Origin of the sequence: Lysinibacillus sp. LZ02, from assembly GCF_050613145.1 — a bacterium.
Classification (GTDB): domain Bacteria; phylum Bacillota; class Bacilli; order Bacillales_A; family Planococcaceae; genus Lysinibacillus_B.
In genome coordinates, this window is record NZ_CP192507.1 from 4,167,127 (window position 1) to 4,184,265 (window position 17,139).

Annotated in this window: 20 protein-coding genes; 2 read left to right on the forward strand and 18 right to left on the reverse strand. The window is 37.9% G+C overall.

Annotated features, from left to right (window positions below; all coding sequences use genetic code 11):
- From ACQQ2I_RS20225 to rpsF, 4 genes are all read right to left on the reverse strand, one after another.
- Nucleotides 1-939 (reverse strand): YybS family protein, encoded by a 939-nt coding sequence (locus tag ACQQ2I_RS20225; protein ID WP_431028511.1) that lies wholly within the window; start codon nucleotides 937-939, stop codon nucleotides 1-3.
- A gap of 277 nt (nucleotides 940-1,216) precedes the next feature.
- Nucleotides 1,217-1,453, reverse strand: coding sequence for a 30S ribosomal protein S18 (gene rpsR / locus ACQQ2I_RS20230; protein ID WP_431028512.1), 237 nt, complete (start codon nucleotides 1,451-1,453; stop codon nucleotides 1,217-1,219).
- Between the two features lie 63 nt (nucleotides 1,454-1,516).
- Nucleotides 1,517-2,083 carry a single-stranded DNA-binding protein gene (gene ssb, locus ACQQ2I_RS20235; RefSeq protein ID WP_391374536.1) on the reverse strand — a complete coding sequence of 189 codons (567 nt, stop codon included), beginning with the start codon at nucleotides 2,081-2,083 and terminating at the stop codon, nucleotides 1,517-1,519.
- Nucleotides 2,084-2,125: 42 nt separating this feature from the next.
- On the reverse strand, nucleotides 2,126-2,416 hold the full coding sequence (rpsF, locus tag ACQQ2I_RS20240; protein ID WP_391374539.1) for a 30S ribosomal protein S6: 291 nt from the start codon (nucleotides 2,414-2,416) through the stop codon (nucleotides 2,126-2,128).
- A gap of 166 nt (nucleotides 2,417-2,582) precedes the next feature.
- On the opposite strand from rpsF, the gene ACQQ2I_RS20245 reads away from it, so the two are divergent.
- A complete protein-coding gene (locus tag ACQQ2I_RS20245) occupies nucleotides 2,583-3,122 on the forward strand; it encodes a DUF3267 domain-containing protein (protein WP_431028513.1) in 540 nt (179 codons plus the stop codon).
- Nucleotides 3,123-3,263: 141 nt separating this feature from the next.
- Here ACQQ2I_RS20245 and ychF read toward each other — a convergent pair whose 3' ends face one another.
- From ychF to ACQQ2I_RS20260, 3 genes are all read right to left on the reverse strand, one after another.
- Nucleotides 3,264-4,364, reverse strand: coding sequence for a redox-regulated ATPase YchF (gene ychF, locus ACQQ2I_RS20250; protein WP_431028514.1), 1,101 nt, complete (start codon nucleotides 4,362-4,364; stop codon nucleotides 3,264-3,266).
- 100 nt (nucleotides 4,365-4,464) lie between these two features.
- On the reverse strand, nucleotides 4,465-4,662 hold the full coding sequence (locus ACQQ2I_RS20255; protein ID WP_431028515.1) for a DUF951 domain-containing protein: 198 nt from the start codon (nucleotides 4,660-4,662) through the stop codon (nucleotides 4,465-4,467).
- A gap of 2 nt (nucleotides 4,663-4,664) precedes the next feature.
- Nucleotides 4,665-5,570 carry a mechanosensitive ion channel family protein gene (locus tag ACQQ2I_RS20260; protein ID WP_431028516.1) on the reverse strand — a complete coding sequence of 302 codons (906 nt, stop codon included), beginning with the start codon at nucleotides 5,568-5,570 and terminating at the stop codon, nucleotides 4,665-4,667.
- Nucleotides 5,571-5,680: 110 nt separating this feature from the next.
- On the opposite strand from ACQQ2I_RS20260, the gene yyaC reads away from it, so the two are divergent.
- Complete coding sequence (gene yyaC / locus ACQQ2I_RS20265; protein ID WP_431028518.1) at nucleotides 5,681-6,307, forward strand: spore protease YyaC; 627 nt, start codon at nucleotides 5,681-5,683, stop codon at nucleotides 6,305-6,307.
- On the opposite strand, the gene ACQQ2I_RS20270 is transcribed toward yyaC, so the two are convergent.
- The 11 genes from ACQQ2I_RS20270 to rpmH form a co-directional block, all read right to left on the reverse strand.
- Nucleotides 6,224-6,940: a DUF554 domain-containing protein gene (locus ACQQ2I_RS20270; RefSeq protein ID WP_431028519.1), complete on the reverse strand. Its 717-nt coding sequence runs from the start codon at nucleotides 6,938-6,940 to the stop codon at nucleotides 6,224-6,226. The two genes, yyaC and ACQQ2I_RS20270, sit on opposite strands and share 84 nt — an antisense overlap.
- Nucleotides 6,941-6,994: 54 nt before the next feature.
- Nucleotides 6,995-7,843, reverse strand: a complete 849-nt coding sequence (locus tag ACQQ2I_RS20275; protein ID WP_431028521.1) for a ParB/RepB/Spo0J family partition protein — start codon at nucleotides 7,841-7,843, stop codon at nucleotides 6,995-6,997.
- On the reverse strand, nucleotides 7,836-8,597 hold the full coding sequence (locus ACQQ2I_RS20280; protein ID WP_391376382.1) for a ParA family protein: 762 nt from the start codon (nucleotides 8,595-8,597) through the stop codon (nucleotides 7,836-7,838). Before ACQQ2I_RS20280 ends, ACQQ2I_RS20275 begins: the two co-directional genes overlap by 8 nt.
- Nucleotides 8,598-8,818: 221 nt before the next feature.
- On the reverse strand, nucleotides 8,819-9,718 hold the full coding sequence (gene noc / locus ACQQ2I_RS20285; protein ID WP_431028522.1) for a nucleoid occlusion protein: 900 nt from the start codon (nucleotides 9,716-9,718) through the stop codon (nucleotides 8,819-8,821).
- Nucleotides 9,719-9,883: 165 nt separating this feature from the next.
- Complete coding sequence (gene rsmG, locus ACQQ2I_RS20290; RefSeq protein ID WP_431028523.1) at nucleotides 9,884-10,600, reverse strand: 16S rRNA (guanine(527)-N(7))-methyltransferase RsmG; 717 nt, start codon at nucleotides 10,598-10,600, stop codon at nucleotides 9,884-9,886.
- 86 nt (nucleotides 10,601-10,686) lie between these two features.
- A complete protein-coding gene (gene mnmG, locus ACQQ2I_RS20295; protein ID WP_431028524.1) occupies nucleotides 10,687-12,582 on the reverse strand; it encodes a tRNA uridine-5-carboxymethylaminomethyl(34) synthesis enzyme MnmG in 1,896 nt (631 codons plus the stop codon).
- Nucleotides 12,583-12,683: 101 nt separating this feature from the next.
- Nucleotides 12,684-14,069 (reverse strand): tRNA uridine-5-carboxymethylaminomethyl(34) synthesis GTPase MnmE, encoded by a 1,386-nt coding sequence (gene mnmE, locus ACQQ2I_RS20300; protein ID WP_431028525.1) that lies wholly within the window; start codon nucleotides 14,067-14,069, stop codon nucleotides 12,684-12,686.
- Nucleotides 14,070-14,358: 289 nt separating this feature from the next.
- Nucleotides 14,359-15,150 (reverse strand): RNA-binding cell elongation regulator Jag/EloR, encoded by a 792-nt coding sequence (jag, locus tag ACQQ2I_RS20305; RefSeq protein WP_431028527.1) that lies wholly within the window; start codon nucleotides 15,148-15,150, stop codon nucleotides 14,359-14,361.
- Entirely contained in the window at nucleotides 15,150-15,914 is a 765-nt protein-coding gene (gene yidC, locus ACQQ2I_RS20310; RefSeq protein WP_431028528.1) for a membrane protein insertase YidC, read from the reverse strand. The genes jag and yidC overlap by 1 nt, the downstream gene beginning before the upstream one ends.
- Before the next feature lie 130 nt (nucleotides 15,915-16,044).
- On the reverse strand, nucleotides 16,045-16,383 hold the full coding sequence (gene rnpA, locus ACQQ2I_RS20315; RefSeq protein WP_391376361.1) for a ribonuclease P protein component: 339 nt from the start codon (nucleotides 16,381-16,383) through the stop codon (nucleotides 16,045-16,047).
- An 82-nt stretch (nucleotides 16,384-16,465) separates the two neighbouring features.
- Nucleotides 16,466-16,600 carry a 50S ribosomal protein L34 gene (gene rpmH, locus ACQQ2I_RS20320; RefSeq protein WP_036152184.1) on the reverse strand — a complete coding sequence of 45 codons (135 nt, stop codon included), beginning with the start codon at nucleotides 16,598-16,600 and terminating at the stop codon, nucleotides 16,466-16,468.
- Between the last annotated feature and the right edge of the window lie 539 nt (nucleotides 16,601-17,139).

The following is a 17,139-nucleotide window of genomic DNA, read 5'->3' on the forward strand; positions in this document are numbered from 1 at the left end:
TTATTTTTCACTCTTGGCCTTTACCCAATCACGCAAGTTAAAGCCTAAATCGATAATACCTAATAATAGTACGAACGAATACAGAGGAATTGCGACGATGGTTGAAAGCACTTTTAAGAATGGTGGATAGTTAAATGTATCGATTACAAAATGAATGAACGAAATCCCTTGCAATGTCAGTAGCACCCATAAAACAATCGATAAATTCATCGTGATTACATATAATGTAGTTCCGATTTCTGGATGAATAAATAAATTAATCGACAAGACAATTAAGTAATACCACAAAACGGCACGTGGTAGTCGCATATCACGGAATGGAGCAAATTTTGGTACTTCAACCTTAAGATGTTTTAAAATCTTCAAATTCACTACAACCATAATAAATGCGAGTGTAAATACCATAATCGTAATACTGGCAGGGATGATAGTTTGCATCATATCAAACATTTGTGTCAATTGTTCTTTTGGTATAGTATTACCCGTAATTTTTGCGGAGTACTCAATTGAATCCTTGTATGATTCCTGTGCAAGTTTCATTCCCTCATCAATAAAATTAAATGAAAAAAACCTTGTCATTACTAAAAATTGAATAGCAAAAGTAAGTAAAATTGCTGTACCTGTTGCCATTAATAAAAACACTTTGCTTTTCTTTTGTCGTAAACAATCACCAATGACCAAACCGACAAGACTTAAAATAAATGCAAATGGCAATATCATAATATTCCCGATGAGTATACTTGCCACAACAGCTAAAAAACTAATTGTTATGGATCTGCCTCGTTCATACGTTGCACTATACCAGGCAATAGGTAGTGGCGCGACAATAAGAGCAATTATATTCACAATAGGTACATAATAAGCAAGTGCTAGCAGTACTAAAAATAATGCAATCATCATTGCCCCTTGTGTTATTGCTTTTGTTTGATTGTTTGGCATAAAAACCTTCCTTTTTATCATTCAAAACATTTTCACTTCACCTATTGTACCATCTTTTACGCATGCGAACAAAAAACAAAATAGAACAAACGCTTCCATTTTTTATAGAAAAGCATAGATTGTAACGTATGATATATTTAAAAGATCCGCAAAACACAACTCGCATCCAAATAGCGCGAGTTGATGCCTTTTTATGTGGAGTTCCTAAAAAAATTATACTTTCTTCTCCATAAAAAAATCCGATGAAACCAAAATGATTTCATCGGATTTATAAGTCTTATTTGTCTTCTGCTACGAATGGAAGTAAAGCCATGATACGAGATACTTTGATTGCAGAAGTTAATTTACGTTGGTACTTTGCACTTGTGCCAGTTACGCGACGTGGTAAAATTTTACCGCGCTCAGAGATGAATTTCTTTAAAAGATCTACATCTTTGTAGTCGATGTTCGTAATGTTGTTTGAAGTGAAGTAGCAAACTTTACGGCGTTTGCGGCCTCCGCGACGTGGTGCCATTAGCGTTGTCCTCCTTTTTATAGTTTTTAGGATATGAATTCTCTCATATGCTTACGATTCTAATTAGAATGGTAAGTCATCTTCAGATACTTCAATTGGTCCTTTGCTATTCGCAAACGGATCTTCATCCATACGTGTATAATTTTGCTGATTTTGAGGTTGCTGAACTGGCGGTTGATAACCAAAATCCTGTTGTGGTGCGCCACCAAATTGCTGTTGTGGCGGGTTATTGTAAGACGGTTGACCGCCTCCAAAATTCCCACCGCCATACTGCTGATTTGGCGTACCTTGCTGCATATTTCCTCCACTATTACGTGGTTCTAAAAATTGCACCGAGTCTGCCACAACATCTGTTGTGTACACACGCTTACCATCTTGTCCTTCATAGCTACCTGTTTGAATACGGCCTTCTACTCCAATCAAACTCCCTTTTCGCATGAAGTTTGCTAAGTTTTCAGCTTGCTTTCGCCAAGCAATACAGCTGATGAAGTCAGCTTCTTTCTCTCCTTGTTGGTTCGAAAATGCACGATTTACAGCGACTGTAAAACGCGCCATTGGAACTCCACTCGGTGTATAGCGAAGCTCAGGATCCTTCGTTAGTCTTCCAACTAATACGACACGGTTAATCATCAGGTTCAGGCCTCCTCTTTCTCAGCATTTTTGTTTAAAAAATTATTTTTCTTCTTGGCGAACCGCAATATGACGGATAATATCTTCGCTAATGTTAGCTAAACGAGTATACTCATCGATTGCTTCAGAACCAGCGTTTACTTTCACGATTTGGTAGAAACCTTCGCGTAAGTCGTTGATTTCGTAAGCAAGGCGGCGTTTGCCCCACTCTTTAGACTCGATGATTTCAGCGCCATTTGAAGTTAAGATTTCGTCGAAACGAGCTACTAAAGCTTTTTTCGCTTCTTCTTCAATGTTTGGGCGAATGATGTACATTAATTCATACTTTCTCATCTTTGTTTGCACCTCCTTATGGACTTTGGCTCTCCTACTAGAATAGGGAGCAAGGAGTAAGTAAATTGTATTACTCACATCAATGAATTGTAACATACCTAATACACAAACGCAACTTGAATATCTAGCTCTCTTTTCGCTATGCTTAATAAAAGGAGTCGAGAGCATGGTAGATAGAAAACAACCTACAATCATCGAATTAAATATGAATGGTATTGCCAAGATAGCATTGATTGCAAACATCTTATTTGTGGTAATAAGCTGTGGCATTTACATTATCATCCACCAACAATTGGACTTTTCTTTTAGCCTTTGGGGAATATTATTGTGGTTGATTGGCTACGTGGTGCTAATTGTGTTACACGAAGCCTTCCACTTAATTGGTTTTCTGTTATTTGGTCATTGCAAATGGTCTGATCTTGACTACGGTGTTAACTTAAAATTAGGCATTGCTTATGCAACAACCAAAAAACCATTAGCCAATGACGCAATGAAAAAAGCCCTTTTGCTTCCTTTTTGGGTAACAGGCGTATTGCCAACAGCGCTTGCTATTTATTATGAGCATATCGGTATCACGATTTTAGGTGCCTTTTTAATGGCTGGCGCTATCGGTGATTTCTACATGTACAAAGAGCTACGTAAATTTCCAAAAGATGCCCTCATTAAAGACGATCCTGAACGACCAAAACTCTATGTTTATGATTAACTATATAATATCGTATTCAACCTACAAACACAAACATTTGTTCCATTTTTTTACTAAAAAAACACTAATTTTAACCGTTATTCTTCTTGATAATATAATAAAAACTGTCTCCCAAAAGGGAGACAGTTTTTATTTTCATCTTTATACATTGAAACGGAATAGCATAACGTCGCCGTCTTGTACAACGTATTCTTTACCTTCAGAACGAACTTTCCCCGCTTCTTTTGCTGCCGCATGTGAGCCAGCTTCTACTAAATCATCGTATGCCACTGTTTCTGCACGGATGAATCCGCGCTCAAAGTCAGAGTGGATTACGCCCGCACATTGTGGCGCTTTCATGCCTTTACGGAATGTCCAAGCACGTACTTCTTGTACACCAGCAGTGAAGTAAGTAGCTAAGCCTAATAAATCATAAGAAGCACGAATTAATTGATCTAAACCTGATTCTTTAATGCCTAACTCTTCTAAGAACATGGCTTTTTCTTCGTCATCTAGCTCCGAAATTTCTTCTTCTACTTTCGCACAAACTGTAATGACACGAGAGCCTTCTTTCGCTGCAAACTCGCGCACCATTTGTACGTATTTATTGTTATCTGCATCTGCTACTTCATCTTCAGATACATTTGCTACATATAGCATTGGTTTGATTGTTAAAAGGTGAAGACCTTTAATTACTTTCAACTCATCATCTGTTAATTCAACTGCACGTGCAGGTTGATCTGCTTCTAACGCAGCTTTAATTTTTGATAAGATTGGCTCTTCAATCAATGCCTCTTTATCTTTTTGTTTTGCCATTTTGCTTACTTTTTGAAGGCGTTTGTCGACAGATTCTAAATCTGCTAATACTAACTCTAAGTTGATGACTTCAATATCATCAATTGGGTTTACTGCACCTGCTACGTGTGTGATATTCTCATCTTCGAAACAACGTACCACTTGGCAAATCGCATCTACTTCACGAATGTGTGAAAGGAATTTATTTCCTAAACCTTCCCCTTGAGAAGCTCCTTTTACAATACCAGCAATATCCGTAAACTCGAATGAAGTTGGGACTGTTTTCTTTGGTGTTACAAGCTCTGTTAATTTAGATAAGCGTGCATCAGGTACTTCTACAATGCCGACGTTTGGATCGATTGTAGCAAATGGATAGTTCGCAGCAAGTGCCCCTGCCTTTGTAATTGCGTTGAATAACGTGGATTTACCTACGTTAGGTAAACCTACAATACCAGCTGTTAATGCCATAAATGGACACAACCTTTCTATGTTCGTTAAGTATGTTCTCTTTTTATAACCTCATCTATTATATTGATTCACTCAAAAAAAGTCTAATCACGTCAAATTACTACTCTTCTGCATGCGTTAAAACTTTTTTCATCTTTTTCACAAATTCACGGCGTGGAATCATGACACTATGACCACACCCCTCACATTTAATCCGGATATCAGCCCCCATCCGAATAATTTTCCAAGCATTCGTTCCACAAGGATGTTGCTTTTTCATTTCTACAATATCATGTAAATTAAATTGTTTTTCTTCCACACTTACTCTCCTCCTTCAACTTCACGCCCCATTACGCGATCATATAACATCATTTTGGGGTAAGGAATCGGAATACCATTTTTCTCAAGTAGGTCTTTTACATCTCTCCGAATTGTTCTGGCTACTGCATACTGTTGAAGGGGTAACGTTTCTGCCATAATGCGAATCGTTACCTCTGTTCCTGTAATATTTTGTACCCCTAAAAATGTTGGCGGACCAACTAATTCAGGATGCACTTCAGGTAAAGTCACTAAATACTGATTAATTACCTTCTCTGCCTTTTCAATGTCTGCATCAAAAGCGACTTGTAAATCAATCATCGCCTTTGAATTGTTAATCGAGAAATTCGTTACATCCGTAATCGCACCATTCGGAATAATAAACTGTTCGCCTGTGACACCTTTAATTTTTGTTGTACGTAAACCAATTTCCACGACCGTACCTTCTGCTGCATTCACCCGAATATAATCCCCAATACCAAACTGATCTTCAAAAATAATAAAGAAACCTGTAATAACATCCTTTACTAAACTTTGAGCACCAAAGCCGATTGCTAACCCAGCAATCCCTGCCCCAGCTAAAAGCCCCGCTACTTGAATTTCTAAACTCGATAAAATACCCATAATAGCAGAAAAATAAACTAAATAAGATAATACGCTTTGCAATAACTTTAAAATGGTCTTTTGACGACGTTCTGAATGATTTAATGGTGACCGAATACGCAATAAAAAAATTTTTGCAATGATTTTTTTCCCAATAAATACAACTAAGTAGGACGTGATTAAAATAGCAATAATTTTAAGCGATGCGATAAGTATAAAATCCCAAAGCTTCTCACTCGTTAAAAACTCCCATATTTCAGTAGATTTCTTATGGATCCAGCTTAAATCCGCCTTTGATTCTTCCAAATTTGTCACCTCTTGTATAGCAATGTCTATTTTTGAATATACTGCATAAATATAACGTATTTCCATTTGAAATACGCGTACATTATTACATGTAAAAGTGAGGTCATTTTATGCAACAACCTTCCACATTTCATTATGTTATTCATTATGAAAAAGCAAGTGCAGTTTGGCAACTAAGTGAACTCTTTCTGGAACATATTCCATTTGATCATGAACAACTTGTCTTCTGTTGTATCGGTACGGATCGTTCCACAGGTGATGCACTTGGACCATTGGTAGGTAATCAGTTAATCCAAAGCTATGCTTTCCCATTTACAGTGCTCGGTACACTTGAAAAGCCTGTTCATGCACTGAATTTACTCGAAACACAAGCAGAGTTAGAAACACGTACACCTTATCCATTTATTATAGCCATTGATGCTTGCCTTGGCGAAGAGGGATCTATCGGTTCTATCATCGTCAGAGATAGTGCCCTATATCCAGGAAAAGCTGTCAAAAAAGAATTACCACCCATCGGAGACATCTCGATTAAAGGGGTTGTGAATGTTGGGGGCTTTATGGAAACAATGGTACTCCAAAATACGCGGTTACATGTTACACATTCTATGAGTATGGCCATTGCACGTGCTTTAACGCTTGCTTGGCAACGTCATTTACTGAAAAACAAACAATATAGTAACAATTACGCCAACTATTATAATACTCGGCAGCAAATTGGCTATTCGAATTTTCGTTAAGCCTGCGATATTTAACCCAATCGCCATAATCATGATACCACCAGTTGCGGTCATTTCACGAATGAACAAATCAAGCGCGGCTTCCGGGATGTAGACACTAATGGCACCTGCCAAAAGCGCGATTGCCCCTTGATAAATGAATACGGGAACAGCAGATAACAATACACCAATTCCAAGTGTCGATGCTAAAATAATCGATGTAAATCCATCGATAATCCCTTTAGTGATAAGTACGTCATGGTCATTACGTAAACCACTATCTAAAGCACCCAGAATGGCCATAGAGCCAATCACAAAAATAAGTGATGCCGTGACAAAACCTTCCGCAATGGAGCTATTGCTCTTCTTATCTTTCCCGCGCGTAAGCAAGGATTCAACCCATTGCCCAAAACGGTTAAACATACGGTCTAAATCAAACCACTCACCAAGTGCCGTACCTATCACTAAACTAATAATGACAATCACAAAATTGTCACTTTCAAACCCCATTTGAATCCCTAATACGGCAACAGCAAGCCCAATAATAGAAAGCGCTGTTTCTTTCATTTTTTCTGGGATATTTCGGAACACTCTGCCGATTAGTGCCCCCATAATAATAAATAAAGCATTTAAAAATGAACCAAGTAAAATCATGATGACAAGCTCCCTATGCAATAATAAAAGCCCTCTTTTAAGAGAGCTCTACGGTTAATCTAATTTCACGTTTAAAATTTCTAAAATACGCTCTAAATCATCTTCCGAATAAAACTCAATTTCAATTTTACCTTTATTTTTTTGCTTTCTAATTTGTACGCCTGTACCAAAATAATCACGTAGTTGTGACTCGGTTGCTTCTACAAAGACATCCTTTTTCACTTTCTTCTTTGTTTCATGTGAAACATTTTCATTTAATTGATGCACAAGTGCTTCTAACTGCCGCACATTTAATCCTTGTGCAAGTACTTTATTCGCAATCTCTTGAATGCGCCCTTTATTCTTTAACCCCAACAATGTACGCCCATGTCCCATTGATAGTACACCTTCATTGATCCACTTACGTACTTCCTCAGGCAATTGTAACAAACGAATATGGTTGGCAATGTATGAACGGCTTTTCCCTAATCGCTTGGCTAATTGTTCTTGTGTAAAATTCAAATTTTCAATTAAACTACTATAAGCCTCCGCTTCTTCAATTGGCGTTAAATCTTCTCGTTGTAAATTTTCTAGAATAGCTACTTCCATCATTTGCTGTTCTGTCATGTCTTTTACGATGGCAGGCACTTCTTTTAAACCGGCCATTTGAGCAGCACGAAAACGTCGCTCACCAGCAATAATTTCATATTTCTTCTCTTTTGGTCGCACAACAATCGGTTGAATAATGCCATGTTCTTTAATGGACTCCGCCAATTCTTTTAATGCTTCTTCATTAAAGATTTGACGTGGTTGGAACGGATTCACAATTAATTTACCGATAGCGATATACTCCACCGTATTTTCGCTATGGATCGATTCATCTGGAAAAAACGCATTAATTCCTTTTCCTAATCCTTTAGCCATTTTTAATCACTTCCCTTGCTAACTCTAAATACGTATCCGATCCGCGTGACTTAGCATCATACAAAATAATAGGCTTCCCATGACTCGGCGCTTCACTTAAACGCACATTTCGTGGAATAATCGTTCTATACACTTTATCTCGAAAATACTTTTTCACTTCTTCAATGACTTGTAAACCTAAATTTGTACGTGCATCAAGCATTGTTAAAAGTACCCCCTCAATAATTAACTCTTTGTTTAAATGCCTTTGCACTAGACGTACCGTCGATAAGAGCTGACTCAGTCCCTCTAATGCGTAATATTCACATTGTACAGGAATTAACACACCATCTGAAGCAGTTAATGCATTAATTGTTAATAATCCAAGTGATGGTGGGCAGTCGATAATAATATAATCGTAATGATTTTTCATTTCATCCAGTGCACGCTTTAGACGTACTTCACGTGAAATAGCAGAGACGAGCTCAATTTCTGCTCCTGCTAATGACATTGTGGCAGGTACAACCCATAAATTTTCTACTTTTGTTTCATGAACATAAGATTTCATCGGTTCATCATCGATTAAAATATCATAGATGCATCCATCAATTTCTTTTTTGTTAATGCCGACACCGCTTGAGGCATTACCTTGTGGATCAATATCTACGAGTAGTGTTTTCTTTCCTAGATAAGCAAGGCATGCGCTTAAATTAACAGATGTTGTTGTTTTCCCAACGCCGCCTTTTTGATTGGCAATTGCAATAGTTCTTCCCATTTGTGCACCTGCTTTCAACTTCGATATTCGTTAAATGCTCTCTTTTTTACACGAAACTTTCTAAACTAATACTCTTTCATTCTAACAAAAAGGAGACGCTGAGTCGTCAAAATATTCTATAATTTATGATAATAGGAACAGAATATCGTAAAATGTTAAGTTCTTGGCTTCATTTTTATGAATTAAAAACTCCCGAACGATATTCAGTCCGGGAGTTTGTACTATTTCTTTTTCGGGATTTTCACCGTAATTTGATAGTATTCATCATTATCTTCTTCTTCTGTTTTGACAGCGATTCCGCTTTTTGTCACCATTGATAACGATTGCTTAATCGTATTTAATGCAATGCGTATATCTTTACTGATCGCTTTACGTTTCGCACGTTGTGGTTGCGGCTTTTCCTCTTGCTGATCTTCTAACTGTTCTTCTTGAGGATTAAGAATTTGATAGATTTGTTCTTCCAGTTGGCGAACATTCCAGTCATCTTCCTTTACCGCTGCAATTAATTGCATTTGTAATTGTTCATCTTTGATGGCAATTAAAGCTCGGGCATGACGTTCACTAATTTCTCTGTTTAAGATGGCATCCTGCACAAATTGTGGGAGCTTCAGTAGGCGGAGTTTATTCGCCACCGTTGACTGCCCCTTCCCTAGACGTTGAGCAAGTGCCTCTTGCGTCAGTGAATGAAGTTCAAGCAGTTGTTGATACGCTAAAGCTTCCTCGATTGCCGTCAATTCTTCACGTTGTAAGTTTTCAATTAACGCAATGGATGCTGTTTCTTTATCATTTAACGTACGGACAATTGCTGGTACTTCTTCCCATTGTAGTTTTTTCATTGCACGATATCGGCGTTCACCGGCAATAATCTCATACATTCCTTCTGTTTCCGTGCTCGGACGTAATACAATCGGTTGAATCACACCGTGCGTATGAATTGTTCTTGATAATTCTTCAATTTTTTCCTCATCAAAAACAGTTCGAGGTTGGAAACGGTTTGGGACGATTTTATCGATTGGAATTTTCACTACTTCTTCTGCAGCTGTACTCACCACTTCTACTTCACTTTTCACTTCGGATTCTTGTTTTCCGCCTCCGAACCAACGTGAAAAAGGACTCTTCATCCACTGGCACCACCTTTAAGAAACTATGTTGCTCAATATATAACTATTATTTATGATACGAGAAGAAATGTACATAGTCCATAAAACGTTAATTTTATACATAATGTCGTAAATATAAATGTATATGCATGAAAACAACGAATTATTTCTATTTTCTACTTCATTTTACTGAATCGGTGTTTTATTTGGTACACCTGGTTTGCGTGGGTATTTCTTCGGTGTTTGTTTTATCTTATCAAATACAAACAATGAACGCTCACTTTCTTCGACTGGTAATAGGAAGTTAAATTCTTCTTTTAACGAAGCCCCTAACGTTGTAATCGCTTTTTTAGCTTCTTTTAGCTCTTGTGCACCAGCTGCGGCCTTTAACGCTACAAATGATCCCCCTTGTTTTGCTAGTGGAATACATAGCTCTGACAATACGGAGAGACGCGCCACTGCACGAGCTGTCACTACATCAAACTGCTCACGATATTTTGTATTTTGGCCAAATTCTTCTGCACGAGAATGGACAAACGACATATTTTCTAATTGTAATTCTTCTGATAAATGGTTTAAAAATGTAATGCGTTTATTTAACGAATCTACAATTGTCACATGTAAATGCGGGAAGCAAATTTTGATTGGAATGGACGGGAAACCAGCTCCTGCCCCAACATCACATACCGATACAACCTTTGTGAAATCAAAATAAAAGGAGGCGCTAATTGAATCATAGAAATGCTTTAAATAGACACCTTCTACATCTGTAATCGCTGTTAAATTCATTTTTTCATTCCACTCAACAAGCAACTCAAAATATTTTTTAAACTGTGCCACTTGTGTCTCTGTTAGCTCAATACCCTTAGCCGCTAAAGCTTCGATAAATTGTTTTTCGTTCATATTCGTCTCCTTTATAAAATGAGGGTGTCCAGAAAGTAAAAGCTTTCGGGACACCCCCTGATAAAATATTTACTAAGAAATATTGATTACTCTACTATACGGGCAATTTTCCCTTGCTCAATGTATACAAGTAAAATGGAAATATCAGCAGGATTTACACCTGAAATACGGCTCGCTTGTGCAATCGATAATGGGCGTACTTGCTTTAATTTTTGACGTGCTTCCGTCGCTAAGCTTGAAATAGCATCATAGTCGATATCCTCTGGAATTTTCTTATCTTCCATTTTCTTGAGCTTTTCCACTTGTTGCAGTGCTTTTTGAATATAGCCTTCATATTTCAGTTGAATCTCGATTTGCTCACGTACTTCCTCTGATAATTCAACCGCTGATGGCTCAATCAAACTAGCTACAAGGTCATAAGTCATTTCTGTACGCTTCACTAAATCAGACGCACGAATACCGTCTTTTAACTCTGTACCGCCAACTGAACGAATCGTTTCCTGCGTTTTGGCGTTCGGCTTTACGATGATGTCGCGTAAACGAGCAATTTCCGCTTCGATTTGTTCACGTTTCTGTTGGAAATGTGCGTACCGTTCTTCTGAAATTAAGCCTACTTTATAACCGACATCTGTTAAGCGTAAATCCGCGTTATCATGACGTAATAATAAACGATATTCTGCACGTGATGTTAATAAACGATACGGTTCGTTCGTCCCTTTTGTCACTAGGTCATCAATTAATACACCGATATACGCATCTGAACGAGATAAAATAATCTCTTCTTTCGCTTGTATTTTGGCTGCCGCATTTATACCAGCCATTAACCCTTGACCAGCTGCTTCCTCATATCCAGATGTACCATTAATTTGACCAGCTGTGTATAACCCTTTAATCGCCTTTGTTTCAAGCGTTGGCCATAGCTGGGTTGGTACAATGGCATCATATTCAATAGCGTAGCCAGAACGCATAATTTCAGCGTTTTCTAGACCTGGAATACTTGCCACCATTTCGCGTTGAATATGCTCTGGTAAGCTTGTTGAGAAGCCTTGTACATATACTTCTTGTGTATCACGACCTTCTGGCTCAAGGAAGATTTGGTGACGTGGCTTATCTGCGAAACGCGTTACTTTATCTTCAATTGAAGGACAATAACGCGGACCTGTTCCTTTAATCATCCCTGAGAACATCGGGGATAAGTGTAGATTATTTTGAATAATGTCATGCGTTTTTTCACTTGTATACGTTAACCAACAAGGAAGCTGATCCATGATGTACTCTGTTGTTTCAAAGCTGAACGCACGTGGTACATCATCCCCCGGTTGAATCTCTGTTTTAGAATAGTCAATTGTACGACTGTTAACACGTGGTGGTGTACCTGTTTTAAAGCGTACCATGTCAAAGCCTAATTCTTTTAAATTATCCGCTAAGCGAATAGATGGCTGCTGGTGGTTAGGACCAGATGAGTATTTTAAATTACCTAAAATGATTTCACCGCGCAGGAATGTACCTGTCGTTAAAATGACTGCTTTAGCACGGAAAATGGCACCGACTTGTGTCACGACACCTTTTACTTCCCCATCTTCTATAATTAACTCTTCCACCATAGCTTGACGAATTTGCAAGTTTTCTTGCGCTTCAAGCAGTCGTTTCATTTCACGCTGGTATAGGACTTTATCGGCTTGCGCACGTAATGCACGAACAGCTGGTCCTTTCCCTGTATTTAACATACGCATTTGAATATGCGTTTTATCGATTACTTTGCCCATTGCGCCGCCTAACGCATCAATTTCACGTACGACGATGCCTTTGGCTGGGCCGCCGATTGACGGGTTACAGGGCATAAAGGCAATTAGCTCTAAATTGATTGTCAGCATTAATGTTTTTACGCCGGATTTCGCTGCTGCATATGCTGCTTCTACCCCAGCATGTCCTGAGCCGACGACAATTACATCATATGTGCCTGCCTCATAAGTTGTTGGCATGCTCTTTCTTCCTTTCTACAAATAACTTTACGTATATAAAATATATCTTCTAAATGTTACGAAGGTTAGCCTACATTTATAGTATCTGTATGACCATGGCTTTATTTTCCTAAGCAAAACTGTGAGAACAGTTGGTTGATTAGGCTTTCTTGCACGGTATCACCGACGATTTCACCAAGGATTTCCCATGTGTGTGTTACGTCAATTTGAATCATATCAACGGGTACGCCTGCTTCTGCGGCACTTAATGCATCCTCAATGGATGTTTGTGCTTGGTGTAACAAGGCAATATGGCGAGAGTTCGATACATAGGTTAAATCACCCGTTTCAACTTGCCCCTCAAAGAATAGTGCTGCAATTGCCTCTTCTAATTCAATAACACCTTCTTCTTTTAATAGCGAAGTGGTCACAACACGGTGGTCACCTGCAAGTGCACGAACACGTTCTAGATCAATCTTTTGCTCTAAATCTGTTTTATTGACAACAACGATAAAGTCCATCTGTTGAATTGTTTCAAATAGACGTTCATCTTCAGGCGATAATGCCTCTCCATAGTTTAACACGAGAAGGATTAAATCCGCTCCCTTTAATGCTTCACGTGAACGCTCCACACCAATTCGCTCTACGATATCCTCTGTTTCACGAATACCTGCCGTATCTACTAAGCGTAACGGTACGCCACGTACATTGACATATTCCTCTATAATATCACGAGTTGTTCCTGCAATATCTGTCACAATCGCTTTATTTTCATGCACTAAACTATTTAATAGCGAAGATTTCCCTACATTCGGACGGCCTAAAATAACAGTTGATAAACCTTCACGTAAAATTTTCCCTTGCGATGACGTTTGAAGCAACTTCGTAATTTCATCCCGTACCCATGTGCATTTTTCAAGCAAAATGGGAATGGTCATTTCCTCTACATCGTCATATTCAGGATAATCAATATTCACTTCCACATGCGCCAGTGTCTCAAGCAGTGCTTGACGCAATGAATTGATTAAACGTGACAGTTTACCGTCCATTTGACCAAGTGCTACATTCATCGCACGATCCGTTTTCGCACGAATTAAATCCATCACTGCTTCCGCCTGGGATAAATCAATACGACCATTTAAAAAGGCACGCTTTGTAAATTCACCCGGCTCCGCTAATCGTGCACCGCTTCGAAGTACAAGCTGCAGTACACGGTTGACCGATACTAATCCACCGTGACAATTAATTTCTACTACATCCTCGCGTGTAAATGTCTTCGGTCCACGCATTAAAGAGAGCATGACTTCCTCTACTATCTCATCGGTTTTAGGGTCCACTAAATGTCCATAATGAATGGTATGTGTTGCGACCTCTGTTAAACGTTTGCCGTTTGGCGCTTTAAATATTGTATCTGCAATACGAATTGCTTCATCTCCGCTTAAACGAACGATTGCAATTGCTCCTTCACCCATTGGTGTGGAAATCGCAGCAATTGTATCAAACTCCATTTTATAGCCTCCTATATAAATACCGAAAACGGTGTACTTTATTAAAACGATAATTATCCACATGTGGATAATTCGTAGATGCTCTATAATTACTAACAATTTAGACTAACATATTTTCTTTAAAATCTAAAGTGAAGCTAATTCAAAAGTAAAATATCCTTTACTTTCCTGTTACCGAAGTATCCTATTTCTTTCTTACTTATTAACGAATTAATATCTCATGTTGCTACAAAAGAAAAACAGAGGCAGTCGCAAGTTGCGATACCTCTGTCCATTGTCTGTATGTTTACTAAAGTGGCTCAATCACTAAATAGCGATTTGGCTCAACGCCCTCTGAATACGTTTCTATATCCAATCGATTTGCCAGTGCGTTATGAATAATTTTTCGTTCATACGACGGCATCGGTTCGAATTTAACAACTTTACGTGTACGAATAGCTTTATCTGCCATACGCTCTGCTAGTTGTTCTAACGATACTTGACGGCGTTCACGGTAATCTTCTACATCCAGCTTTACAAGCATAAAAGACTTAGCACTTTTATTTAATACGAGTTGTGTTAATTGTTGCAGTGCATTCAATGTTTGCCCACGCTTACCAATTAAAAATGCTGCTTTTTCACTTTCTAGCTTAAATGATATATATTTGCCTTCTGATACCGTGTGAATTTTCAAATCTGTAATGTCCATTGCAAGGGCAATCTGCATTAAATATTCTTTTGCCTCTTCCATAGGATTTTGTTCTTGCACTTCAGGTTGATCGTCATTTACGACTTGAACTGGCTCTTCCCCGTTTTCTTCGCTGGTAGGCTTATCTTCAACAGATTGTTGAATGATTGGTTGGTCCCCTTTAGCCGACTCAACTGACTGAGGTTCAGTTACAACTTCTTCCTCAATAATTGCTTGAACATCTTCTTTCACTGTGACGCGCACTTCTGCATTGCGTGCACCAAAACCTAAAAATCCTTTTTTACCTTCTTGTAAAACTTCTACATCTACTTGCTCACGGGTTTTGCCAAGCTTTTGTAACGCTAATGAGATCGCTTCATTGACTGTTGCGCCTATTTGCGTAATTGGTTTCACTATTTTGCTCCTCCTGTAGTAGCAGTATCCGTTTTCTTATTCCAAGGTTTGTAAATTACAAGGTTTTGTAATACTGAAATGATATTTCCGACTACCCAGTATAATGATAAGGCTGCTGGTAATACAATACCAAAACCAATAATCATTAATGGCATGATGTACATCATGACTTTCATTTGTGGGTTATCGATTGCTGGACCAGTCATTAATACAACAAATTGAATTAAACCTGCTACGACAGCAAGAATAATACTTGGTTCAGCGAGTGGAATGGACAAAAATGTACCTAATTCATAAACAGGTGTTGCATTCATACGGCTAATCGCATGGTAGAAGCCGATTAAAATAGGCATCTGAACAAAAATTGGTAAACACCCCGCAAGTGGATTTACACCTGAGGATTGCATTAATGCCATCATTTCTTGTTGATACTTTTGCTGAGTGACAGCATCTTTAGAGCTATATTTTGCTTGAAGCTCTTTCAATTTCGGCTGAATCTCTTGCATCTTTTTCGAGCTTTTAATTTGCTTAATTGTTAATGGCAAAATCGCTAAACGAATAATAATTGTTACAACGATAATCCCTAACGCATAAGTGCCTAAAAGATCTGAAAAATACTTAATAAATGATACGAGTGGCCAAACGATAAATTCATTCCAAAAGCCTTTACTTTCGGCTGAAATCGGTTGGTCAAATTCTGTACATCCTGAAAGTAGCAATGCTACTGATACAAGCGTCAGAATAACCCAAAGTCTTTTCTTCAAGCCTTCTTCCTCCTAGAGCAACTATTCAATTTTCTTCTATAGAGGTTATTTTACCATGTGTTGGCGCTTACACTCTACTAATTGTTTCAAGAATCACTGTATTCAGTGCTGCATAAAATAATCTGTCATTTTATTTCATCATTTTAGCAATCTTTAATACATGCTCCAAACTTTTCTTGGTTTCGTGAAAATCTAATGTGGCCGCCGGATTTCTGGCGATAATAACATAGTCCATATCTTGGCGAACGTTGTCTTTCAACTCAAGAAATGTTTGGCGAATATAGCGTTTAATTTGATTCCGTGTCACGGCTTTGCCTATCTTTTTCCCGACAGATAAACCGATACGAAACGCCGTTTGGTTTTCTTTTTTTAAACAATAAACGACAAATTGACGGTTCGCGAATGACTTCCCCTTTTTAAACACCTTCTGAAATTCTTCATTCTTTTTTATTCGTTGGCGTTTGTTCAAAGATCCCAGCTCCATCTATTTCTTTTTCAATGTAAATATGAAAAATAACGAAAAAAAAGACCACTGATGTGGCTCAGTGGACTTATGCTGATAAAACTTTACGACCTTTACGACGACGAGCTGCTAAAACTTTACGACCATTTTTTGTGCTCATACGTGCGCGGAAACCGTGAACTTTACTGTGTTTACGTTTAGATGGTTGATATGTGCGTTTCATTATATATTGCACCTCCTAAATGAGTGTTCGTATATTCTTCCATACAGACTTGCTTATTATATATAGCAACCACTTATTTTGTCAACGCTAAACCCAAAATTCCCTATTTCCTTATATTCCCCTCAAACAATCATCTTCTATCTTTATCCACAGTTATAACATTACTTACACAAAATGATTGTGGATATTTTTTCTACCATTCAAAATTATCCACAGTCGATATCTACAACTTTTTCACAAACTCATAGCCTGTGGATAATTTTCATATGAATAAACAGGAGTTGTGTGGATAAGTTATTGAAAGTATTGAAATTACTTATTTTTTTTGATACGATAAAAATGTTTTCTCTTGTGGACTAGTTTTTTTGGGAAATATCTTATCCACAGTTGTTAATAATCTGTGGACAGTTTTTTACACATACTTTGAATATAGTTTATCCACAAGCTGTGACTATGTGAATGTAACAAAAAGTTAGAGAAATATAAATAGTATCTATTCACTTTTATAGAGTAAAAACATTATGAAAGGACGAAAAGGC

Bases quoted from the DNA above. Each gene is read 5' to 3' on its own strand.
- ACQQ2I_RS20245 (WP_431028513.1), top strand. From the start codon at position 2,583: ATGGTAGATAGAAAACAACCTACAATCATCGAATTAAATATGAATGGT.
- rsmG (WP_431028523.1), bottom strand. From the start codon at position 10,600: ATGAACGAAAAACAATTTATCGAAGCTTTAGCGGCTAAGGGTATTGAG.
- ACQQ2I_RS20280 (WP_391376382.1), bottom strand. From the start codon at position 8,597: ATGGGAAGAACTATTGCAATTGCCAATCAAAAAGGCGGCGTTGGGAAA.
- ssb (WP_391374536.1), bottom strand. From the start codon at position 2,083: ATGATTAACCGTGTCGTATTAGTTGGAAGACTAACGAAGGATCCTGAG.
- mnmG (WP_431028524.1), bottom strand. From the start codon at position 12,582: ATGCCAACAACTTATGAGGCAGGCACATATGATGTAATTGTCGTCGGC.
- ACQQ2I_RS20270 (WP_431028519.1), bottom strand. From the start codon at position 6,940: ATGATTTTACTTGGTTCATTTTTAAATGCTTTATTTATTATTATGGGG.
- rpsF (WP_391374539.1), bottom strand. From the start codon at position 2,416: ATGAGAAAGTATGAATTAATGTACATCATTCGCCCAAACATTGAAGAA.
- yyaC (WP_431028518.1), top strand. From the start codon at position 5,681: ATGCAACAACCTTCCACATTTCATTATGTTATTCATTATGAAAAAGCA.
- rpsR (WP_431028512.1), bottom strand. From the start codon at position 1,453: ATGGCACCACGTCGCGGAGGCCGCAAACGCCGTAAAGTTTGCTACTTC.
- noc (WP_431028522.1), bottom strand. From the start codon at position 9,718: ATGAAGAGTCCTTTTTCACGTTGGTTCGGAGGCGGAAAACAAGAATCC.
- ACQQ2I_RS20225 (WP_431028511.1), bottom strand. From the start codon at position 939: ATGCCAAACAATCAAACAAAAGCAATAACACAAGGGGCAATGATGATT.
- ACQQ2I_RS20275 (WP_431028521.1), bottom strand. From the start codon at position 7,843: ATGGCTAAAGGATTAGGAAAAGGAATTAATGCGTTTTTTCCAGATGAA.
- ychF (WP_431028514.1), bottom strand. From the start codon at position 4,364: ATGGCATTAACAGCTGGTATTGTAGGTTTACCTAACGTAGGTAAATCC.
- mnmE (WP_431028525.1), bottom strand. From the start codon at position 14,069: ATGGAGTTTGATACAATTGCTGCGATTTCCACACCAATGGGTGAAGGA.
- rpmH (WP_036152184.1), bottom strand. From the start codon at position 16,600: ATGAAACGCACATATCAACCATCTAAACGTAAACACAGTAAAGTTCAC.